Below are 19,030 nucleotides of genomic sequence, written 5' to 3'. Positions count from 1 at the left end.
TTTACAGTCTTAACGGATTACAATATGAATTTCATCCGTATCCGAAGTTTTGACATCATTTTTCAATACCAATTTCGTTTGTAGCAGATAAGTCGTTTCCCGCTCATCCAAATCAAGGGCTTCCGGAAGCACGAAATGGAACGGATACTCACTTTCTTCTTTTGGATCGAGCTCACGGTTCATTAAAACCGTCGTTACCGGCTGTAAGAGGCTTGGTTTTTCTCCTGGTCTTTTTTTTATCAAGTCACATTCGAGACGCTGGATGGTCTGTTGATTCAATCCACCGATTAGATGGAAGGATCCGGTCACTTTTTCTCCGGGAACATATTCTGTTTTAGAGAGAACCAAGTCGACCTTGGGCAGGCCAGGTCCGAACCAGTTAAATAGCTTCGCTAACATTGTCAACGCCTCCTTATCTCCATCGTTCAAAACGGCTGCTAACCAACAAGCTTTGAACTCTATCATTTCAATTTATAGTTGTATCATATTCGAGCGTGTACCTCCCGTCAATCATTTTTCGAAAATTCAGCAACCGACCATAAATTACATGAATAGAGGTTAATCTTGGAAAAAATCTATGATAAAGTAAAAACATCATCAAGGGGGACCTTCCATGGATGGCATCATGAATTTACTCCATTACATCCTTTCCAATAAAAAGACACTCATTTATACGACATTTATTCAAGAAGAGTATTATAAATTAGCTTCGAAATTATCTGCAGATGGCGTGAAGTATCGGGTCGCTACCGTTAGCAATACGCCATCCGTCGGTTCACCTGCGCACAGGTATGATTACAGCGTAGAATTCAAATTTTATGTAAGGAAAATCGATCGTCACAGAGCGGAAGAAGCGATTCATAGTTAGGAGAAAAATAGAATGGCGAAAAAAGACTGGTCCGGTATTTTATTTTTTATCAGCGGTGTGATCCTTTTTGGTTTCACATCCGTAGGAACGGTTGTATCCATGTCCTTTTTAGAGGGGTGGAGCAATCCTCCAGGGAAGTATTGGAGTGCGATTCAACAGGGACGTCTCATGTTTCCGATGATTTTCAGCTGGGTTCTCATGAGCGTGGGCCTCGTCTTTATTTTTTCGAACGAACTCAAGAACTTGTACATTCGACTGAGCAATTAAAAAAAAGCCGGGAATGGCTCCCGGCCTACTTTTATTTGAAAATGCCGAACGGTTTGCCAATCGGCAGGGTGACTTTTCCGAAATGGACATTCAAAACGCTTGCTGCTGAACCGTAAAAGCTCATAATCGCAATCAGTAATTCAGCTACGGCTGCTACCATGTGTGTGGCATGTGGAGCAACTCCGAGCGTTGACAGGGAAAGGCCGATGAACAAGAAGTCGATCAAAACAAAAATAATGAGCAACACTTTGTTCGTTTCCATGGCGCCCACAGTCATGAAAAGGGAAAAGATCAGGTAACCGATGTAGGCGATGCCCAGTTGATGGGGATCGACCGCTTGGGCCGCTGCTTCTCCGAAGACACCAAAGTCGATGAGCCAGGACGTTCCGACACCGAACCAGAAGAGTCCGAATGCAGCAAAAGCTGTCGTCCCGAACGTGTTGTTATGTTTCGCATCCTGAATGGCTGCGAACAGCTGGGCAAGACCTCCAAGAAAAATCGCCCATGGAAGAACGAAAGATACGCCGTCCGTCCATCCAAGTTTGGCTGAAGAAGCCACAAGTGTAACCATAGCGAGTCCAAAGAGTCCGATCGCGGAAGGGTCTGCAGTCGTCATTTGTACTCGTTGCGTCGTTGTTGATTGATTCATAGATGATCCCTCCTAAAAAACATACTTGTCTAATTTACATAAAAAATAGTGGCCATGCAATGAGTTTTTTCATGTAAGCGAAACTTTCATAGATTCCAAGGGATGGAGAGGAAGTGGATGATGTTCCAGCATGTGATTACAGATGAAAAAGAACTGAGCAGGATCATCGGGGAACCGAGTGAACTCGTGAACAATAAGGTGATCCACCATTTGGATGAAAATTGTGTCCAGTTCATTAAAGAATCACCATTTTTAACATTGGCGACTTCAGATTCATCAGGGAACTGTGATGTTTCACCTCGAGGAGATGAGAAAGGATTCGTTCATATCCTGAATGAAAAATACCTCGTTATCCCTGAGAGGCCGGGGAATAAGCGTGTGGATTCGATGAAGAATCTGTTAGCTAACCCTCATGCAGGTGTGATCTTTTTCATCCCCGGACTTGAAGAGACGTTGAGGGTCAATGGCAAAGCGTGCATCATTGCTGATGAGGATCTCCTGGGTGAAATGGCGCATAGGGGAAAGGTTCCTTCTCTCGGAATCGCCGTAGAAGTCGAGGAATGTTTCATTCATTGTGCAAAAGCACTCAAACGTTCAGGTTTATGGGATCCGGGCACATGGCTTGCAAAAGAAGAACGTCCATCCGCTGCAAAAATGCTGGCTGAGCACGCGAAACTTCCTGATCTGGATGAAGAAGCGGTCACCGTGCGTTTACACGAAAGTTACACAAAACGACTTTACTGAGAGGTGTGGGGAACATGGATTTTTACGAATTGGAAACGAATCGCTTGAAGTTGGTCGAAATCACGGACGAATATATTGACCGCTACTATGCCATCATGTCGAAAGATGAGGTCACGAAGTATTATGGAATGCCTTCCCTCACAGAACGCGAACAAGCGGAAAATATTGTTCGTTCTTTCAGAGATAATTTTGCAGTGAAAAAGAGTATCCGCTGGGGAATCATTTGGAAAGAGACGAATGCCTTCATCGGAACAGTCGGACTGAACAATTGGAGTCCTTATAGCAGAAAGGCGGAAGTGGGCTATGAACTCGATCCCGCGTTTTGGAGGAAAGGAATGACATCAGAAGCTGTATCCGCTGTCGTCGAATATGCTTTTCGTGAGTTAGGTCTATATAGGCTGGGTGCCGTGACTTTTCCACAAAATGAAGCTTCTTCAGGGCTTTTGAGGAGATTGGGATTCAAAGAGGAAGGGGTTTTGCGAGGGTACCTCTTCCAAAACGATCACAATCATGATGCACTCATGTTCTCCCGCTTGCGCCAAGAATTTCTGATGGAGGGATATTGATGGAGATCAACCGTTTCTTCCTCATGTTCGCTACAACGATGATGCTTATTTTTGGAGGCGTTTTCTTGATCCGATACCTTCGCAGTGGAGAATACCTCGTCACTCATCTGCTGAGCGCTTTGGCAGGCCTCCTCATTCTTGTCATCTCTCTCCTTTGGAGGCAAAAGAACAAAGAAAGGTGATTTATACATATGTGGAAATTTCTTTTTTGGGTAGTAGGCGTTGGTGTTGTCTTCGGTGGAGGGTATCTCGTTGGTGTCGTGACATCTGATGAACCCTCCTATCAAATCATGATCCAGGAAGAGGGGGGAGAAAGTCAGCCTCCAAATGGGGCTGTTCTGACAGATGTCGACCAACCAGCAAAGATGGATTCCATGCTCGGCATTCTTCTGCATAAACAACCTGCGGAAGGGGTCACGGTAAATATAAGTGAACCCGATGCCTCCCTTAAACTGATGAGCCCGCAAAGGTCCGTCGGATTGACGGATCACAGAATATGGTTCACGGACGATGGGGCGGTTTTGGCAGAAGAACGAAACGGTACATGGCAGGATGCCGCCTTTTTTACGATTTCAGAAAGAGATGCATCGTATATACAATCCATCATACAGGGAGAGGAAGAATAACGTGGAGATGGAAAAACTTCGCGGACCGATCTATTTTCTAGGCATCTGTATCCTGTTCGCCGGCTGTGCCGCTTCAAGCGGAAATAACGGTCCAACGATTCAACAACAGGATTATTCCTATGAACTGGAAGGCATCCAACAGGAGCTTCAGATGCTGAGGCAGGAAGTCGAAATATTGAATGAGCAGTTATCGGAGGACGACTCAAGCGAACGTACGGGTACAAAGCGCACGTATTAAGGATGGAGGGATTTGGGGATGAAGGACGAATTCAAACGGTATTTCTGGAAGCGGTTCTGGTTGATTTTTGTTCCTCTTTATCTATTGGCCATTGGAAATGAAAGCTACATTGTCTCGAACCCTTTTTCAGAACTCGAGGATTATGGATCCTTCCTTTATTTCATCGTTTTCTATTTTATCGGTTATGGATCGATTACAGCCGGGATCCTTCATCTTTTTTGGAGAGCTGGCAGGAGAATGGGAGCTCTGAATCGTGAAGAGAAAATTAGAGAGTAGATTTTTTCGATTATTTACAGGGGAGGGGACGGCCGTCGTCCTATTTTTCCTGATGTATGTCTTCATGTTAGAAAGTATAGCTCTCATTGAGGCACTCCTTTTTACTCCTTTGTCCTTGTTCTGCTTTTTTCTCCTTGAATGGGTTTTACTTCAAGGGACGGTTTACTGGTTTCTGAAGTGGAAAAGGATTTCTCAAAAGAAAAAGACAGAACTTCATGAGTCACAATATCACTGGTTTGGGAGGTTGAAAAAGACTAACCTTGTGCTGCTTATCCTTGCTTCAGGGTTATGGGTGATTCAATGGGTATTCTCAAACGAGGGGAATTGGTGGGCATTGTTCCTGCTTGTTTTTGCTATCGGGGAGCACATTAACTATTATCATACTCGCTTGTCCTACCAAACACCTGCTGAATGGAAAGATTGGAAAAAAAGAGGGTGGCAGCGTTCTGTACTTGCTCGTGAATTGAGTAATCATAAAAGGGTAAAGCAGATACATTAGTAAGGAATATACTTGGCATGTGCACGACTGACCATACATAACTTTAAGATGTTGAATATAGGGAGGTGGGGGAGGCTGTGTATTTTCCGCCAATGGAAACCGAACGCCTCAACCTGGTGAATGTGAGCCGGAAGCATACGAACTTCATTTTAAAACACTTCAGTGACAGCAAAGTCTGTGAGTTTTTATATGATGAAGAAGACTTGGAAAATTATGACCAGGCTCATACCTTAGTCGAATGGTTCGCAAACCCCGAAGAAAAAGGGTACAACCGCTGGGTAATGGAAAGTAAAGAGATGGGCGGGATTCCTGTGGGGACGTGCGGTTTCCATATGTGGGACCGTCAGAATCGAATGGCGGAAATCGGATATGATCTCTATCCTGACTTTTGGGGCAAAGGTCTGATGAAAGAGGCTTTGGTGGCCTGCATCAACAGCGGGTTTCAAAACATGGGCCTCAACCGGATCCACGCTTATGTAGCGATTGAGAACCAACGTTCTTCCGATTTGCTAAAACGATTAGGGTTCACTTGTGAAGGTATATTCCGGGATAAACATTATTATCAAGGCAGCTATTATGACCATTATACCTATTCTCTGCTCCGTAGAGAGTGGTAAGGTGAACCGTACTGATGGAATAAAACATAGATGGACAAGGGTAAAGTTGGATGATAAATAGATGAAAGCTTTCCCCTTTACAAAATCAATCTCCTGTTATAAGATGTAATTCGTAATCGTTACTATTTGTTTGTTGAGGTCTCTCTCTTTACGAAGGAGCGTCCTATTTTTTTACTCGGTTTTAAATCGTAATCATTACTAATGTTGAAAGGTGTGAAGAAATGGCTAAAAAGTCAAAAGTGGCAAAAGAGAAGAAACGCCAAGCGATCGTTCAAAAATATGCAGCACTGCGTAAAGAGTTGAAGGAAAAAGGGGACTACGAAGCGTTAAGAAAATTACCCCGAGATTCCTCGCCCACACGTCTCACAGGTCGATGTGAAGTCACCGGAAGGCCACGCGGGTACATGCGGAAATTCCAAATGTCCCGCATCGCCTTCCGAGAATACGCCCACAAAGGCCAAATCCCAGGCGTGAAAAAATCCAGTTGGTAATATACAAATGCGCAGAGGCCTTGCACAGCCCCGACAAGCATAAGAGGTTCAGCGGAGTGAAGTGCCCTTTCTTCACGCAGCTGAAACACTTATGACCTCGAGGGGCTAGGCCACGGAGCTGGCCGGAGAGGGAGTGTGGAGACACCCCGGTAGATGCGACAAGCATAAGCAAAATCACGTCGTGGCGGTATTTGCCACAGAGTGAGGTTGCTTATGTCTCGAGCATCTGGGTGTCGGAACCGGATCATATACAAATGCGCAGAGGCCTTGCTCAGCCCCGACAAGCATAAGAGGTTCAGCGGAGTGAAGTGTACTTTCTTCACGCAGCTGAAACACTTATGACCTCGAGGGGCTAGGCCACGGAGCTGGCCGGAGAGGGAGTGTGGAGACACCCCGGTAGATGCGACAAGCATAAGCAAAATCACGTCGTGGCGGTATTTGCCACAGAGTGAGGTTGCTTATGTCTCGAGCATCTGGGTGTCGGAACCGGATCATATACAAATGCGCAGAGGTCTTGCTCAGCCCCGACAAGCATAAGAGGTTCAGCGGAGTGAAGTGTATTTTCTTCCTTCCGCGTCCTTACATAACAATAAAGAGGAGGTGGCTCGTTGTATAAATGGGTCATCATCGGAGGAGGAATCCAAGGCTGTACGGTTGCCTCCTACCTTTTACATTCAAAAAAAGCAGACACCCCGAGCTTGAAAGTGATCGATCCGCACGAGGATCCACTTCACAGATGGAAGACACTCACCAGACGCGTAGGAATGAAATATCTGCGTTCAACTTCGGTCCACCACTTGGATCCTGACCCTCATAGCCTGAGGAAATTCAGCAAAAAAGAGGAGTATGCACAACCCTTCCTCGGCAGCTACGACCGCCCAAGGCTTGATTTGTTTAATGATTACCATGAAGGTCTTTTCCAGCGATATGAATGGAATGACTTTTGGATGCAGGCGACGGTCACGGACTTGGAGAAGAAGACAGACGGTTGGGAGATCAACACAGATGGACGTTCGATTTCTGCTGAACGGGTCGTGCTTGCCATCGGGGTCAATAATCGTCCTCACCTTCCAGAATGGGCAGATCTGTCTGATAAGCGCATGGGTCATCTGTTTTCATCAGATGAAGTTAAGATAAGTGGCTCGTTGGTCATCGTAGGTGGTGGGATATCTGCAGCTCATTTGGCTAACACGTATGCGATGGATGGGGAGAAGGAAGTGACGCTTCTGAAGAGACACCCATTCAGGATTAAAGATTTCGATAGTGATCCTGGGTGGCTCGGTCCGAAGTATATGAATGATTTTCACAAAGTGACGTGTTATGAAAAGCGCCGCGAAATGATCAAAGCTGCACGTCATCGCGGATCGATTACGAACGGCCTTTCCGTGAAACTGAAACGCCATGAGCGTGAAGGGAGATTGAAAATCATCACTGACCAAATAGAAGAGGCTGCGTATGTTAAGGAACTCATTCATCTTTCTCTAAAAGAAAACGATGGAATCAAGGCGCAGACAGTGCTGCTTGCTACGGGTGCTGATCAATGTGTTCCGGGAATGGAGTGGCTGGAGGGTGTCATACATTCTTGCGCACTTCGGACAGCTCCCTGTGGTTTTCCTGTTGTAGACGCCCATCTGGAGTGGGGACCTGGTTTGTATGTAGCAGGAGCGCTTGCCGAACTTGAAATCGGCCCTTCTGCGAGAAATATAGCTGGAGCGAGAAGAGCAGCGGAAAGAATTGCTGCCATTTAGGAGGAAAGAATATGAACAGAAAAATACCAGTAACCGTGCTGAGTGGATATTTGGGTTCGGGAAAGACGACATTACTCAATCACCTTCTTCATAATAAAGAAGACCGGAAGATCGCCGTGATCGTAAATGATATGAGTGAAGTGAACATTGATGCTTCAATGGTTAAACAAGGAGGATTCTCTCGGACAGAAGAAAAACTTGTGGAACTGCAGAACGGCTGTATCTGCTGCACGTTAAGGGAGGACCTGATCAAAGAGGTCGAAAAACTAGCAGAGATGGATATTGATCACATCGTCATCGAATCGACGGGGATTTCTGAACCGATCCCCGTCGCTCAAAGCTTCACGTATATCGATGAGGCGCTCGACATCAATCTGAGTGAAACGTGTCGCTTGGATACAATGGTGACTGTCGTGGATGCCCATCGCTTTTGGGACGATTACGCTTCGGGAGAATCGTTACTCGACAGGGAAGAAGCTGCGAATGAAACCGATGGGCGGGAAGTCATCGACCTTTTGATTGATCAGATCGAATTCGCCAATGTATTGGTATTGAATAAAATTGACCTCGTGGATGAAATCGATCGAAAAGAACTGAAAGCTGTCCTTCAGCAACTGAACCCTGAAGCAAAAATCATCGAAACATCGTTCAGTGAGGTTCTACTGCAAGAGGTGCTGGACACGTCATTGTTCGACTTTGAGAAAGCGAGCCAGGGAGCAGGCTGGATCAAAGAACTCAACAATGAACATGTCCCGGAAACAGAGGAATATGGGATCGGATCCTTCGTCTATCGTAGAAAAAGACCTTTCCACCCGGAACGTTTCATGTACTGGTTGGAAAACTGGCCTCCGGGCATCGTCCGTTCGAAAGGGTTTTTCTGGCTGGCGACAAGGCACGATGACGCTGGACTCCTCTCACAAGCTGGATCATCCTTGATGATCCAGGGAGCGGGGAATTGGATCGCCACTTTCTCGGAAAAGGAGAGGGCAGGGCTGCTTGAAGAAGATCCGCAGTTGAAGGGGACATGGGATGCCCGCTACGGCGACCGCCAAACGGAACTGGTGTTCATTGGGATTGATATGGGCCGTGAAGATATCATCCAAACGCTGGATCGTTGCTTGTTGACAGAGGAGGAGATGGACAGGAACTGGTCTGATTTTCATGATCCGTTGCCAGCGTTTTCGACACAAGAATATGGACCATAAAAAAGTAGGGACTCTTAAATGAGAGTCCCTACTTTTTACATACAGCGACACCCAAAGGATAATAGACCCCTTCACGTGGAGGCTCAATGGTGACGCCGCGCTGATTATAGATTTCTTTTTCAGAAAAGCCTTCAAACAATTCCTCGAATTCCTCCGGTGTCAATTGAAAATAATGGAAGGGTTGCCCAGATGCGTAATCCCTTCCTTCCCCGAATGGAGTGGAAAGGAGAAGCGTACCGCCTGGTTTCAATAAATCGTACATACGTTTAACGAACAAGCGATCATCCTTCACATGCTCAATCGTTTCAAAACTGAGAATCGTATCAAATGTCCCGATTTCCTGGGGAAGGGAAGCATCCATCGCATCGCCTTGTTTAAAAGTGAGCAAAGGGTGATAGTAGTTGTGGACCGCATATTGTAAGGTGTCCTCACAAATGTCTACGCCAATGATTTCATCGATCTCTTTTTTTCGTTCTTTTGCTACTTTTAGGCTTCCATACCCCGTACCACACGCGATATCCAGTACACGCCCATTGACATAAGGCGTTGAAAAAGTATATCGTGCGATGTGCTCAAGGAGCATGTTGTTCATCGGGTCCATTTTTTTCGGTATGACCCGTTCGCCCGTGTCTTCTAACATATGATATTCACCGCTTTATCTGAATTTTTCTCTATTTATTATACCATAGGTCGAACGTACTCATCTATTTAACGACCATCACCGGTACCTGCACATACTTCACAATTTTATGGCTGACACTGCCTAAGATGAAGGTTTGGAATTTATTGCGTCCACGGCTCCCGATGACGACACAGTCATAGTCGTTTTCATTGGCATACTCTGTAATTTCTTTTGCTGGTTCACCATGAAGGATGATGACATCTGTGTTGACCCCTTTTCCTTCGATATAAGTAAGGGTATCAAAGAACTTCTCTTTTCTTTTGATCGTCGCTGTATGAGGATCTCCATATTTCAGTACGTCTTCTTTTGATGAGCTCCCATCGACAACATAAATTAAGTCAAGAGTCAGTTGGTCTTTATATGGCCCCGTCATTTTCAATGCTTGATCGATCGCGCGGGAAGAATGCTCGGAGCCATCGGTTGCTAATAAGATTTTTTTAAACATGACGTTCACTCCTTGAATCTTTAATGTCCAGAATCTTTCGTAATACCACCCAGCCGCTTGAGAAGACGGTTGCTCTCGCCGTTTAAGCCGATAAATTTCACCTTTGTTCCTTTGGATTTGAATTTAACTTCGATGTGATCGAGAGCTCCAATCGCTGAATCGTCCCATAAATGAGATTCCGTTAAATCGATGATCACTTCTTCCAGGTCATCAGAAAAGTTGATGCCCTCCAGAAATTCAGTTACCGAAGCGAAGAAGAGCTGACCTTGAATGAAATATATTTTTCTTGTTCCTTCATCCATATATTGTCCGAGTACCCGGACTTTCGATATTTTGACGGCAAATACAATCATGCTCAAAAGAACGCCGGTTAATACTCCGTACGCGAGGTTATGGCTGATGACGACGGTTAGAACGGTAACAACCATGATGGCAGCATCTGTGAATGGAACCTTGTGTATGTTCCATACCGAATGCCAATTGAAGGTACCGATGGAGACCATAATCATCACTCCTGCTAAGGCAGCCATAGGAATCTGAACGACGACTCCGCCTAAAACGATGATTAAAAACATGAGAACGACGCCGGCGACAAGGGAAGATAGGCGTTTCGATCCTCCTGATTTTACGTTAATGACCGATTGGCCGATCATCGCACATCCAGCCATTCCACCAAAAAAGCCTGTTGCGATGTTTGCGATTCCCTGCCCGCGGCTCTCTTTGTTCTTATCACTATCGGTATCTGTCATATCATCCACAATGGAAGCGGTAAGGAGGGATTCTAATAGTCCGACAATCGTCAATGCCAGGGCATAGGGGAAGATGATTGTCAGCGTTTCGAAACTCAAAGGAATATCAGGGATGGCAAATAGGGGGAGGGTTCTCGTAAGTTCCCCCATGTCCCCGACATTTCTGACATCAATGTTCATGGTAATGGCGATGACGGATACAACGATAATTGCCACTAACGTCGAGGGAACGACTTTTGTAAGCAGTGGCAACAAATAAATAATGGCAAGTGTCAGTCCGACCAAAACATAGATCATCGACGATTCGTTATGAAAATGTTCAAGTTGAGACGTGAAGATAAGAATGCCCAGAGCGTTAACAAATCCTATCATCACGGACCGGGGGATGAATTTCATAAATCTCGCGAGCCGGAAGATACCGAAAAGAATTTGCAGCACACCTGTCAAGATGGTAGTAGCCAATAAATACTGCAGTCCATACTCAGCGACGAGCGTGATCATAAGTAGAGCCATCGCACCGGTAGCGCCGGATATCATTCCTGGTCGTCCACCGACAAAAGCAATGACGACAGATATACAAAAAGAAGCATAGAGGCCGACCATAGGGTCTACACCCGCTATGATGGAAAAGGCGATCGCTTCCGGTATGAGAGCTAAAGCAACAACGACCCCTGATAAAACATCTCCCTTAATATTTCCAAACCATTCCTCTTTCACTAGAGCAGTCGACATGTTCAGGCTCCTTTCCTTGAATGTGCATTTTATTGTCTGCATAACGTTCAAGGAGCATGCAAAAAACGTGCAGCCTGAAAAGCTGCACGTTGGGGAGAACTTACTTTACAACAATGACTGGTTTTTGGACATATTTCACGAGTTTGTGGCTCACACTACCAAGGATCAACGTTTGTAATTTATTTCGCCCGCGACTACCGATGACGACACAATCGTAATCCTGTTCGTTTGCATAATCTGTAATCACTTCCGCCGGTTCACCATGAAGAATAACGATATCAGAAGCGACACCTTTTTCTTTCACTTTGTCGACAGTTTCCAGGAATTTTTCTTTCCGTTTGGCTGTGGCCGTGTGGGAATCCCCGTATTTCAATACATCCTCTTTAGACGTCTCTCCGTCGACAGCATATATTAAATCGATGTGCACGTGATCTTTATAGGGTTCGACCATTTTAACGGCCTGGTCAATGGCACGATAAGAGTGTTCTGAGCCATCGGTTGCGAGTAGAATTTTGTTGAACATTACTGAAAAACTCCTTTATCCATCAAGTGATTAGTGTCCCGATTGTTTGGAAACTCCGCCAAGGCGGTTCAACAAACGGTTACTTTCTCCATTCAAGCCAATGAAACGGACATGAATGCCCTGCGCTTCAAATTTAGCTTCGACGTTATCAAGGGCCCCGATGGCAGAATCGTCCCATAGGTGGGATTCTGACAAGTCAATGACGACTTCATCGACATCATCCTTAAAATCAATGCCTTCTTGAAATTCCGTCACAGAAGCAAAGAACAGTTGTCCTTGAACATAATAAATCTTCTTACGACCTTCATTGGCATATAAGCCAAGTACCCGAACTTTGGAGATTTTAACCGCAAAGAAAATCATGCTGAGCACGACACCAGCGAGGACTCCGTACGCAAGGTTGTGAGATAGAACTACGGTAAGAACGGTCACGACCATGACGGCTGCGTCGCTCAATGGCACTTTATGAATGTTCTTCACGGAACTCCAGTCGAACGTACCGATGGAGACCATAATCATAACTCCGGCAAGAGCTGCCATTGGGATTTGGACAACGACACCGCCTAACACGATAATCATAAACATTAACACGACACCTGCTACAAGGGAGGACAATCGTCCGTTACCACCGGATTTCACGTTGATGACGGATTGACCGATCATGGCACAACCAGCCATACCACCGAAGCAGCCTGTCACGACGTTCGCAATCCCCTGGCCACGGCTTTCTCTGTTTTTGTCACTGTCCGTATCTGTCATATCATCCACGATGGAAGCCGTTAATAAGGATTCAAGCAGACCGACAATCGTAAGAGCTAATGCATATGGGAAAATAATCATCAATGTTTCCAAATTCAACGGAATGTTCGGAAGTGCAAATAGTGGGAGCGTTTGAGTGAGTTCACCCATATCTCCTACGTTACGGACTCCGATGTTCATGGTGATGGCAATTGCAGAAACGACGACAATGGCCACCAGAGTAGAAGGGACCGCCTTCGTTACTAAAGGAAATAGATAAATGATGGCTAACGTTAATCCGACAAGCGCATAGATCACCCATGGTTCATTTTCAAAGTGCTGCAATTGAGATGTGAAAATCAAAATACCTAATGCGTTGACGAAACCGACCATGACAGATCTCGGAATGAATTTCATGAATCTAGCTAACTTGAATACTCCGAATAAGATCTGTAAGACACCCGTCAATATCGTTGTCGCAAGCAAGTATTCAATGCCGTGCTCGGCAACAAGTGTAATCATCAATAAAGCCATGGCGCCTGTGGCACCTGAAATCATGCCGGGTCTGCCGCCGACAAAAGCGATAACAACAGAAATACAGAAGGAAGCATACAATCCGACCATTGGATCGACACCTGCAATGATCGAGAAAGCAATCGCCTCTGGAATCAGTGCTAAAGCGACGACGATTCCTGATAAAATATCTCCTCTCAGGTTGCCGAACCAGTTTTGTTTAATAGATAATGTGTCCATAAATACCCTCTTTCTTTTAGAATTTTTACAGCATTTGAATCGTGATGATAGGAAGGTTGTAACCCTGGACGAGGCTGCACAACATGTTCCTAATCGATCTGTGCCATTATTTAAGACCACCGAGTCTCGCAGTGGTCAGAAACTTTGTACTTTTTTGTCACATATTTTTCTGCATTAGTGATTTAATAATCTTTTATAACTGACTATAATAGATTATAAGATTACCGATTCAAATGCAATGGGTTTTCAAGTGTTAAGCGTTTACATTAATAAAAGATTTACAAATTCACGACGTGAAGGGGTTTTTGCTAATGTTTGATCGTATTTTGCTTGCTTCGGACGGTTCGGCACATGCAGCTCATGCAGCCACGCATGCCGCGAACTTGGCGGAATTACAACCAGATTCAAAAATCACAGTCGTTTATTGCATCGATGGAACCACATCGAAGTCCGATGTGTTACATGAAGAAAGCCGCTCCGTGCTCCTTGAAAAAAGAAAAACAAGGATTCAATCAACAGAAAAAGTACTGGAAGAAGCAGGAGTTACTTATGAAGTGGAAGTGATCAAAGGAGATCCCGGACCTAAAATCGTGGCCTACGCCAACGAAAAAGCCTATGACGTGGTGGTCATCGGAAGCAGGGGGCTGAATGGACTGCAGGAAATGGTACTTGGCAGTGTAAGTCATAAAGTAGCCAAGCGTGCGAATTGTCCGGTGATGATTGTAAAATAAACGAAAGGACGCTCCTTAATGGGCGTCCTTTAGTTCTGGCTCGTCGAATTCGTTTTTGCTTTTTTTAAATAGCCGACCGTTCGACGGAGATCACGGGGAAGAGGTCTCCCGAAAGGGGCCGATTGTTTCTGGATATATACGATTTTACCTTCTTCATTGATCAAATAATGGGCCGGTTCATTATGAGGGACGGAAAGTTCTTCTTTAACGGTCCGTGTCTGTTTGTACACCCCGAAAGCATCTATGACTGAAAAGAATTCATCAGAAAGGATGGGGAAGGTGAAAGGTTCTTCATGAGCCATCCGTTTTAGGTCGTCAAGGTTGTCTGACGATATAGCAATGATACGTAGGTTTTCCTTCGCCCATTGTTCCTTTACTTGTTCGTAAGCGGTCAATTGTTCAATACAGGAAGCCGACCAGGAGCCTCTGAAAAAGACGATGAGGTGCCAGCTGCCCTTGTATTTCTCCAATTGATTTTCAAATAAAAAGTTATCCCCCTGTACAGAAGGAAGGTAAAAGTTGGGGGCGAGATCCCCGACTTGCAAATCCATAACCACACACTCCTTATCCTTGTTCTGTTTGAAATAACGTACGATTCAATGGATTTAATTGGAATGAATCCTCACTTGGACCAATCATGCTGAGATAATGGAGAGGACGGGTCATTGCTACATAAAGCAATTTGATATCGATCTCATGATCCGTATAATGGTCCTTTGCGTTCACTAGAATGACAGCATCAAACTCCAAGCCTTTCGCAAGGTAAGAAGGTACGATCGCTATCTTGCCTTGTGTCAGTTGTTGGGTTTCTTCAAGCAATTGACATTCATAAGAAGTGGCCTTCATTAATTCAGCTAATTCTTTTGCTTCTTTCATGGTTTTTGTCAAAAGTGCGATGCTTTTCATTCCTTTTTCCATGATGGACTGGATTTCGCTTGTGATCAGGGCAGGGGCGTCCGCTTCCTTTTGTAAGGGAAGGAACTTAGGCTTGCTGCCGTGCCTCACCACGGGTTCAGCTGAGTCCAAATGAGGAAGATGTACACCGAGAAGATCATTGGCAAGGTTCATTACTTCAACGGTCGTCCGGTAACTTTTTTTCAGTGTCCGGTAAGAAGCTTTTGGAAAGACCTCATCCATGACTTCCTGCCAGCTCTCAATACCGCGGTAGGCATGTATGCCTTGAGACAAGTCGCCAAGAAGTGTGAATAAATCGGTTCCGGCCGCTTGTTTCAAAGCATAAAACTGGAAGACGCTGTAATCTTGAGCCTCATCAATGACTACATTTTTCGCCTGCCATTTTTTCTTCATCCCTTTGAGCTGTGTGTGGATGTAGAGAAGGGGGGCAAGGTCTTCCAGTTCGTATTGATTCTTTTTCCTGCGCTCTTGAAACGTTTCTGCCAAATAAGCAGCTTGTTGTTTCGTCAACTCCCCATTCGAATAGTGGAGAAGTTGATCTTTCTCCGACATTAATTCATGATACGCCTGGAAAACGTCGACCTTCGGATATTGTTTCATATATTCCGTCACGACTTTGTTCGTCGTTTTCTTGATCCGGTCTATTTTTTTCTCCTTTTGATCATTAAGGTGGACGACTCTTTTCCGTCTTTCCTCCGTTTGTTTCATAGAATAATACAATTGATCAAAACGATCTTCAAACTTCTGTTCAATGACTTTAATCATTTCCTTCTTTTTCTTTTTGAAGTTGGCTTGAAGGACGTTTTTTACTTTTTTCACACGATTTTCCAAAGGGAGGTAATGGTAGTCTTCAAAGAATAAGCGGTTCACATTTTTCGCTTTATAAATGGTGAATCCTTCTACTTTAAAATCATCGTTGACCCTGTAGGTTTTCTCCACATCAGCCAGGTAGCGGTCAATCAACGTTTTGAATGAAAAGGTCCCTTTGAAATGGGAAGCCCATTCTAAGAGTTCCTCTTCAGTTTCATGCTCCAGAATCTGCAGGAATTTTTGATCAGGGTGAACGATTTTCACTTTTTTTCCGATGCTTTTTCTTACATATTCGGTGAACGTCGTCTGTTTAATCTGATCGACACCAAGGTCCGGCAAAGCTTGTGATATATAATCAATGAACAGGTCGTTCGGAGCTAGAATCATCATCTCTTCAGGCGAGGTATTCTCGGCAAACGTATAGATGAACATCGATATTCGGTGAAGGGCGATCGTCGTTTTCCCACTACCGGCCACTCCCTGGACGATGACTGGCTTTGAGAGATCTGAACGAATCACTTCATTTTGTTCTGCCTGAATGGTAGAAACGATTTCATTCAATCGGTTGTCCGCCGTACCCGAAAGCGAATCCTGCAGCAGCTCATCACGCGTCGTAATATCGATGTCGCGGATTTCTTCCAGTTTTCCTTCTTCAATGACATACTGCCTCTTAAGTGTTAAATTCCCCGCGACTTCTCCGTCTTCTGTTTCGTATTCTACTTCACCAAGTCTTCCATCATAGTAGAGATTGGCGACAGGCGAACGCCAATCGACAATCAACGATTCCTGGGTATCTTTACGGAACAGGGAGACTTTCCCGATATAATAGGAATCGTGTTCTCCGCTTTCCTTATTTTTAAAGTCAATCCGTGCGAAATAAGGTTTACTCTCGACTCTTTTCAAGTGTTCGATATCTGCGGTGTTCATTTCGATGAATTTAGCGTTCACAAGGATATTGATGTAACTCAAACTGCTGTCTAAGTAATCAAGATTTTCGAACGCCTCTTTGATGTTGCCCTTGAAATCCTCATGCTTCCCTTCGGCAGCGGTAAGGATTTCTTCCATGTAATGTTTTGTATAGGTCAACCTTTCTTTTTCTTGTTCGTAATCCGGGTGTTCTGTAACCATAGCCAACCTCCATCTTCTACACATAATTACTATAATCAATTATAATATAGTATAATAGACTATAACAAATTATTGAAGGTGAATACGCGGGAGCTGATTCGGTGGCCATCTACGTGCTTTGTAACAGGTGTGAGGGAAAAGGTTCAATTAGGTATACGATTTTAGGTTTGACGTTTGATAGAAAATGTAAAACTTGTGAGGGGAGCGGAAGAGTAGAAGAAAAACCATATAAAATGTGAAATAGCATTGAGATATCGATGGAGAAGGTTTAAACTGTATCTATACTTGAAATTAAAGGTAGGTCTCTTTTGCATGGATCAAGAACGTGAAATCATGACAATTGCGCAAGTCGCAGACTATTTACAGATCAGTGAAGTGACAACGTATAAATTAGTACAAGAAGGCCGGATCCCTGGATTTAAGATCGGGCGCCACTGGCGGGTGAGACGGGATGACCTGCGGGAATATATCGCAGGCCTTAAGCATGGTGAAAACTTATAATTTAAAAAAAGCATGCGGCTATAGCTGCATGCTTCTGGAATGAGGGGAGCGCTAGGATGCGCTGCCCTTTTTTTGTTCCTGACTTTTAAGATAACGAACCGTCCTCAACAAATCCCCAGCACAAGCCCTGCCGAATGGCCCGGTCTGTTTTTGTTGATAAAGCAACTCTCCCGAGTGATTGATGAGGAAATAGGCAGGCTCACCGAAGACGCTGATAGCTTCCTTGTTACCAGGTCTATGTTCAGTGAAAACCCCGAATGCTTCAATAATGGAGAGAAATTCATCAGCTAAGATGGGAAAGCTCAGCTTCTCGTTCTCCACCATCCTCTTCAATTCCCGCGTGTTTTCTGCTGCAATCGCTATCATTGTGACATTCTCTTTAGAAAATTCAACGAGATGGTCCTCGATTTGTTTCAACGCGCGTACGCACTCTTTTGACCATGATCCTCGGAAGAAGACGATCAAGTGCCAGCAATCTTCATTGTTTTCCTTATGAGACTCTAATAAAAACTGTTCTCCTGTGACGGAGGGCAAAATAAAATCCGGGACACGATTCCCAAGCCTCAACTCAGACATAGCTGCTCCTCCTTTCCTGATGGTACTTCTTCAAGATAATCCGTAAGCTTGTGGTCTGTGACTGTATATTTATTGAACGCTTTTATTATAAGGTTCACGAATAATTTAAAACGGACTTTTACTATAAATTAACCAAATTTTAAGATAATTATAATTATTGTACGGTTGAGTATGAAACCTTTGCTATTTTCAATCGTATACAAAGATAGATTGGAAATAGGAAAGAGGGATCCAGGATGAACATAGAAAGAGAGTTGTATGAGGAAGCAAAAGCCCTGATTGAGTCTAGATATCCTAGTGTCTGGGGAGGGGCTGCAGCGGTGAGGATTGAGGACGGAACCATCCTTACAAGTGTCGCTCCAGATGTGATCAATGATGCTGTGAATCTCTGCATGGAAACAGGGGCGATCCTTGAAGCTCACAAACGGAACTTGAAGGTTACTCATTCCCTGTGCATTGCTCGTGATGATGAAAGTTCTTCTTTCAAAGTGTTATCGCCTTGCGGGGTTTGTCAGGAACAGTTGTTTTACTGGGGAGATGATGTGAAAGTCGCTGTCACACACGATGGTGAAGGACTCATGTTTAAAACACTTGCTGAAGTTCAGCCCCATCACTGGTCTAGAGCCTATGAGGGCGAAGAATAGATCTTCGGATCCGTGATCAAGATTTGCAGGTGTTGAAGAAGTGGACAGGTGAAAGGATTTATCAACGGCTTTTGAGCTTTTATCAGTGAGTTTGGGGATTTTATCAGCGACTTTCGCACTTTTATCAGTCGCTTTTGCTATTTTATCGGTGACTTTTAAACTTTTATCATTAACTTCAAAAATAAATCTTATATCCTATAAATATTTACAAAATATGACTATAAACCCATGCCAGTATTTTCAAATTCTTCCAGACATGGTACGCTTTTATTAATAATACAATGGAGAGCGCTGTCTTAGTGTGCTCGA

At 44.4% G+C, this 19,030-nt stretch carries 26 protein-coding genes; 16 read left to right on the top strand and 10 right to left on the bottom strand.

Annotation, left to right across the window (positions count from 1 at the left end):
* Window positions 1-9: 9 nt before the first annotated feature.
* Window positions 10-399 carry a sporulation protein gene (locus tag DYE48_RS16925; protein WP_167449542.1) on the bottom strand — a complete coding sequence of 130 codons (390 nt, stop codon included), beginning with the start codon at window positions 397-399 and terminating at the stop codon, window positions 10-12.
* Between the two features lie 214 nt (window positions 400-613).
* Between DYE48_RS16925 and DYE48_RS16920 the strand changes: the two genes are divergently transcribed.
* Both DYE48_RS16920 and DYE48_RS16915 read left to right on the top strand, forming a co-directional pair.
* On the top strand, window positions 614-868 hold the full coding sequence (locus tag DYE48_RS16920) for a hypothetical protein (protein WP_115824673.1): 255 nt from the start codon (window positions 614-616) through the stop codon (window positions 866-868).
* A gap of 12 nt (window positions 869-880) precedes the next feature.
* Window positions 881-1,135, top strand: coding sequence for a hypothetical protein (locus DYE48_RS16915; protein WP_115824672.1), 255 nt, complete (start codon window positions 881-883; stop codon window positions 1,133-1,135).
* Window positions 1,136-1,166: 31 nt separating this feature from the next.
* Here DYE48_RS16915 and DYE48_RS16910 read toward each other — a convergent pair whose 3' ends face one another.
* On the bottom strand, window positions 1,167-1,784 hold the full coding sequence (locus DYE48_RS16910; RefSeq protein WP_115824671.1) for an acetate uptake transporter: 618 nt from the start codon (window positions 1,782-1,784) through the stop codon (window positions 1,167-1,169).
* A 117-nt stretch (window positions 1,785-1,901) separates the two neighbouring features.
* On the opposite strand from DYE48_RS16910, the gene DYE48_RS16905 reads away from it, so the two are divergent.
* The 11 genes from DYE48_RS16905 (at window position 1,902) to DYE48_RS16855 (ending at window position 8,794) form a co-directional block, all read left to right on the top strand.
* Complete coding sequence (locus DYE48_RS16905) at window positions 1,902-2,528, top strand: pyridoxamine 5'-phosphate oxidase family protein (protein ID WP_244199463.1); 627 nt, start codon at window positions 1,902-1,904, stop codon at window positions 2,526-2,528.
* A 14-nt stretch (window positions 2,529-2,542) separates the two neighbouring features.
* Complete coding sequence (locus DYE48_RS16900; RefSeq protein WP_115824669.1) at window positions 2,543-3,094, top strand: GNAT family N-acetyltransferase; 552 nt, start codon at window positions 2,543-2,545, stop codon at window positions 3,092-3,094.
* Window positions 3,094-3,276, top strand: coding sequence for a hypothetical protein (locus DYE48_RS16895; protein ID WP_115824668.1), 183 nt, complete (start codon window positions 3,094-3,096; stop codon window positions 3,274-3,276). The genes DYE48_RS16900 and DYE48_RS16895 overlap by 1 nt, the downstream gene beginning before the upstream one ends.
* Before the next feature lie 9 nt (window positions 3,277-3,285).
* Window positions 3,286-3,720, top strand: a complete 435-nt coding sequence (locus DYE48_RS16890) for a hypothetical protein (RefSeq protein ID WP_115824667.1) — start codon at window positions 3,286-3,288, stop codon at window positions 3,718-3,720.
* A 1-nt stretch (window position 3,721) separates the two neighbouring features.
* Window positions 3,722-3,958: a hypothetical protein gene (locus DYE48_RS16885; RefSeq protein WP_115824666.1), complete on the top strand. Its 237-nt coding sequence runs from the start codon at window positions 3,722-3,724 to the stop codon at window positions 3,956-3,958.
* 18 nt (window positions 3,959-3,976) lie between these two features.
* On the top strand, window positions 3,977-4,234 hold the full coding sequence (locus tag DYE48_RS16880; protein ID WP_115824665.1) for a hypothetical protein: 258 nt from the start codon (window positions 3,977-3,979) through the stop codon (window positions 4,232-4,234).
* A 244-nt stretch (window positions 4,235-4,478) separates the two neighbouring features.
* On the top strand, window positions 4,479-4,733 hold the full coding sequence (locus DYE48_RS21015) for a hypothetical protein (protein WP_147299294.1): 255 nt from the start codon (window positions 4,479-4,481) through the stop codon (window positions 4,731-4,733).
* A 77-nt stretch (window positions 4,734-4,810) separates the two neighbouring features.
* On the top strand, window positions 4,811-5,350 hold the full coding sequence (locus tag DYE48_RS16870; RefSeq protein ID WP_244199462.1) for a GNAT family N-acetyltransferase: 540 nt from the start codon (window positions 4,811-4,813) through the stop codon (window positions 5,348-5,350).
* A 221-nt stretch (window positions 5,351-5,571) separates the two neighbouring features.
* Complete coding sequence (gene rpsN / locus DYE48_RS16865; protein WP_115824662.1) at window positions 5,572-5,841, top strand: 30S ribosomal protein S14; 270 nt, start codon at window positions 5,572-5,574, stop codon at window positions 5,839-5,841.
* 608 nt (window positions 5,842-6,449) lie between these two features.
* On the top strand, window positions 6,450-7,589 hold the full coding sequence (locus DYE48_RS16860; protein ID WP_115824661.1) for an FAD/NAD(P)-binding protein: 1,140 nt from the start codon (window positions 6,450-6,452) through the stop codon (window positions 7,587-7,589).
* Window positions 7,590-7,600: 11 nt separating this feature from the next.
* Entirely contained in the window at window positions 7,601-8,794 is a 1,194-nt protein-coding gene (locus DYE48_RS16855) for a GTP-binding protein (RefSeq protein ID WP_115824660.1), read from the top strand.
* 28 nt (window positions 8,795-8,822) lie between these two features.
* Here DYE48_RS16855 and DYE48_RS16850 read toward each other — a convergent pair whose 3' ends face one another.
* The 5 genes from DYE48_RS16850 to DYE48_RS16830 form a co-directional block, all read right to left on the bottom strand.
* Window positions 8,823-9,434: a class I SAM-dependent methyltransferase gene (locus tag DYE48_RS16850; protein WP_115824659.1), complete on the bottom strand. Its 612-nt coding sequence runs from the start codon at window positions 9,432-9,434 to the stop codon at window positions 8,823-8,825.
* A 64-nt stretch (window positions 9,435-9,498) separates the two neighbouring features.
* Window positions 9,499-9,921 carry a universal stress protein gene (locus tag DYE48_RS16845; protein WP_115824658.1) on the bottom strand — a complete coding sequence of 141 codons (423 nt, stop codon included), beginning with the start codon at window positions 9,919-9,921 and terminating at the stop codon, window positions 9,499-9,501.
* Window positions 9,922-9,941: 20 nt separating this feature from the next.
* The gene (locus tag DYE48_RS16840; RefSeq protein WP_115824657.1) at window positions 9,942-11,402 is read right to left on the bottom strand and encodes a SulP family inorganic anion transporter; all 1,461 of its coding nucleotides are present in this window, start codon (window positions 11,400-11,402) and stop codon (window positions 9,942-9,944) included.
* A gap of 100 nt (window positions 11,403-11,502) precedes the next feature.
* The gene (locus DYE48_RS16835; RefSeq protein WP_115824656.1) at window positions 11,503-11,925 is read right to left on the bottom strand and encodes a universal stress protein; all 423 of its coding nucleotides are present in this window, start codon (window positions 11,923-11,925) and stop codon (window positions 11,503-11,505) included.
* A 30-nt stretch (window positions 11,926-11,955) separates the two neighbouring features.
* The gene (locus DYE48_RS16830) at window positions 11,956-13,416 is read right to left on the bottom strand and encodes a SulP family inorganic anion transporter (protein WP_115824655.1); all 1,461 of its coding nucleotides are present in this window, start codon (window positions 13,414-13,416) and stop codon (window positions 11,956-11,958) included.
* A 311-nt stretch (window positions 13,417-13,727) separates the two neighbouring features.
* On the opposite strand from DYE48_RS16830, the gene DYE48_RS16825 reads away from it, so the two are divergent.
* Complete coding sequence (locus DYE48_RS16825) at window positions 13,728-14,147, top strand: universal stress protein (protein ID WP_115824654.1); 420 nt, start codon at window positions 13,728-13,730, stop codon at window positions 14,145-14,147.
* A gap of 29 nt (window positions 14,148-14,176) precedes the next feature.
* Here the strand turns inward: DYE48_RS16825 and DYE48_RS16820 are convergent, their stop codons facing one another.
* A complete protein-coding gene (locus tag DYE48_RS16820) occupies window positions 14,177-14,698 on the bottom strand; it encodes a peroxiredoxin family protein (protein ID WP_115824653.1) in 522 nt (173 codons plus the stop codon).
* A gap of 13 nt (window positions 14,699-14,711) precedes the next feature.
* On the bottom strand, window positions 14,712-17,000 hold the full coding sequence (gene helD, locus DYE48_RS16815) for an RNA polymerase recycling motor HelD (protein ID WP_115824652.1): 2,289 nt from the start codon (window positions 16,998-17,000) through the stop codon (window positions 14,712-14,714).
* Window positions 17,001-17,312: 312 nt separating this feature from the next.
* On the opposite strand from helD, the gene DYE48_RS16810 reads away from it, so the two are divergent.
* Window positions 17,313-17,501: a helix-turn-helix domain-containing protein gene (locus tag DYE48_RS16810; protein WP_115824651.1), complete on the top strand. Its 189-nt coding sequence runs from the start codon at window positions 17,313-17,315 to the stop codon at window positions 17,499-17,501.
* Window positions 17,502-17,552: 51 nt separating this feature from the next.
* Here the strand turns inward: DYE48_RS16810 and DYE48_RS16805 are convergent, their stop codons facing one another.
* The gene (locus DYE48_RS16805) at window positions 17,553-18,077 is read right to left on the bottom strand and encodes a peroxiredoxin family protein (RefSeq protein ID WP_115824650.1); all 525 of its coding nucleotides are present in this window, start codon (window positions 18,075-18,077) and stop codon (window positions 17,553-17,555) included.
* A gap of 236 nt (window positions 18,078-18,313) precedes the next feature.
* On the opposite strand from DYE48_RS16805, the gene DYE48_RS16800 reads away from it, so the two are divergent.
* Window positions 18,314-18,721 (top strand): cytidine deaminase, encoded by a 408-nt coding sequence (locus tag DYE48_RS16800; protein ID WP_115824649.1) that lies wholly within the window; start codon window positions 18,314-18,316, stop codon window positions 18,719-18,721.
* Window positions 18,722-19,030 lie beyond the last annotated feature (309 nt).

The sequence above is a fragment of the Halobacillus trueperi genome, assembly GCF_003386945.1.
Taxonomy (GTDB): domain Bacteria; phylum Bacillota; class Bacilli; order Bacillales; family Halobacillaceae; genus Halobacillus; species Halobacillus aidingensis.
This window is presented reverse-complemented; position numbering and strand designations above follow the sequence as displayed.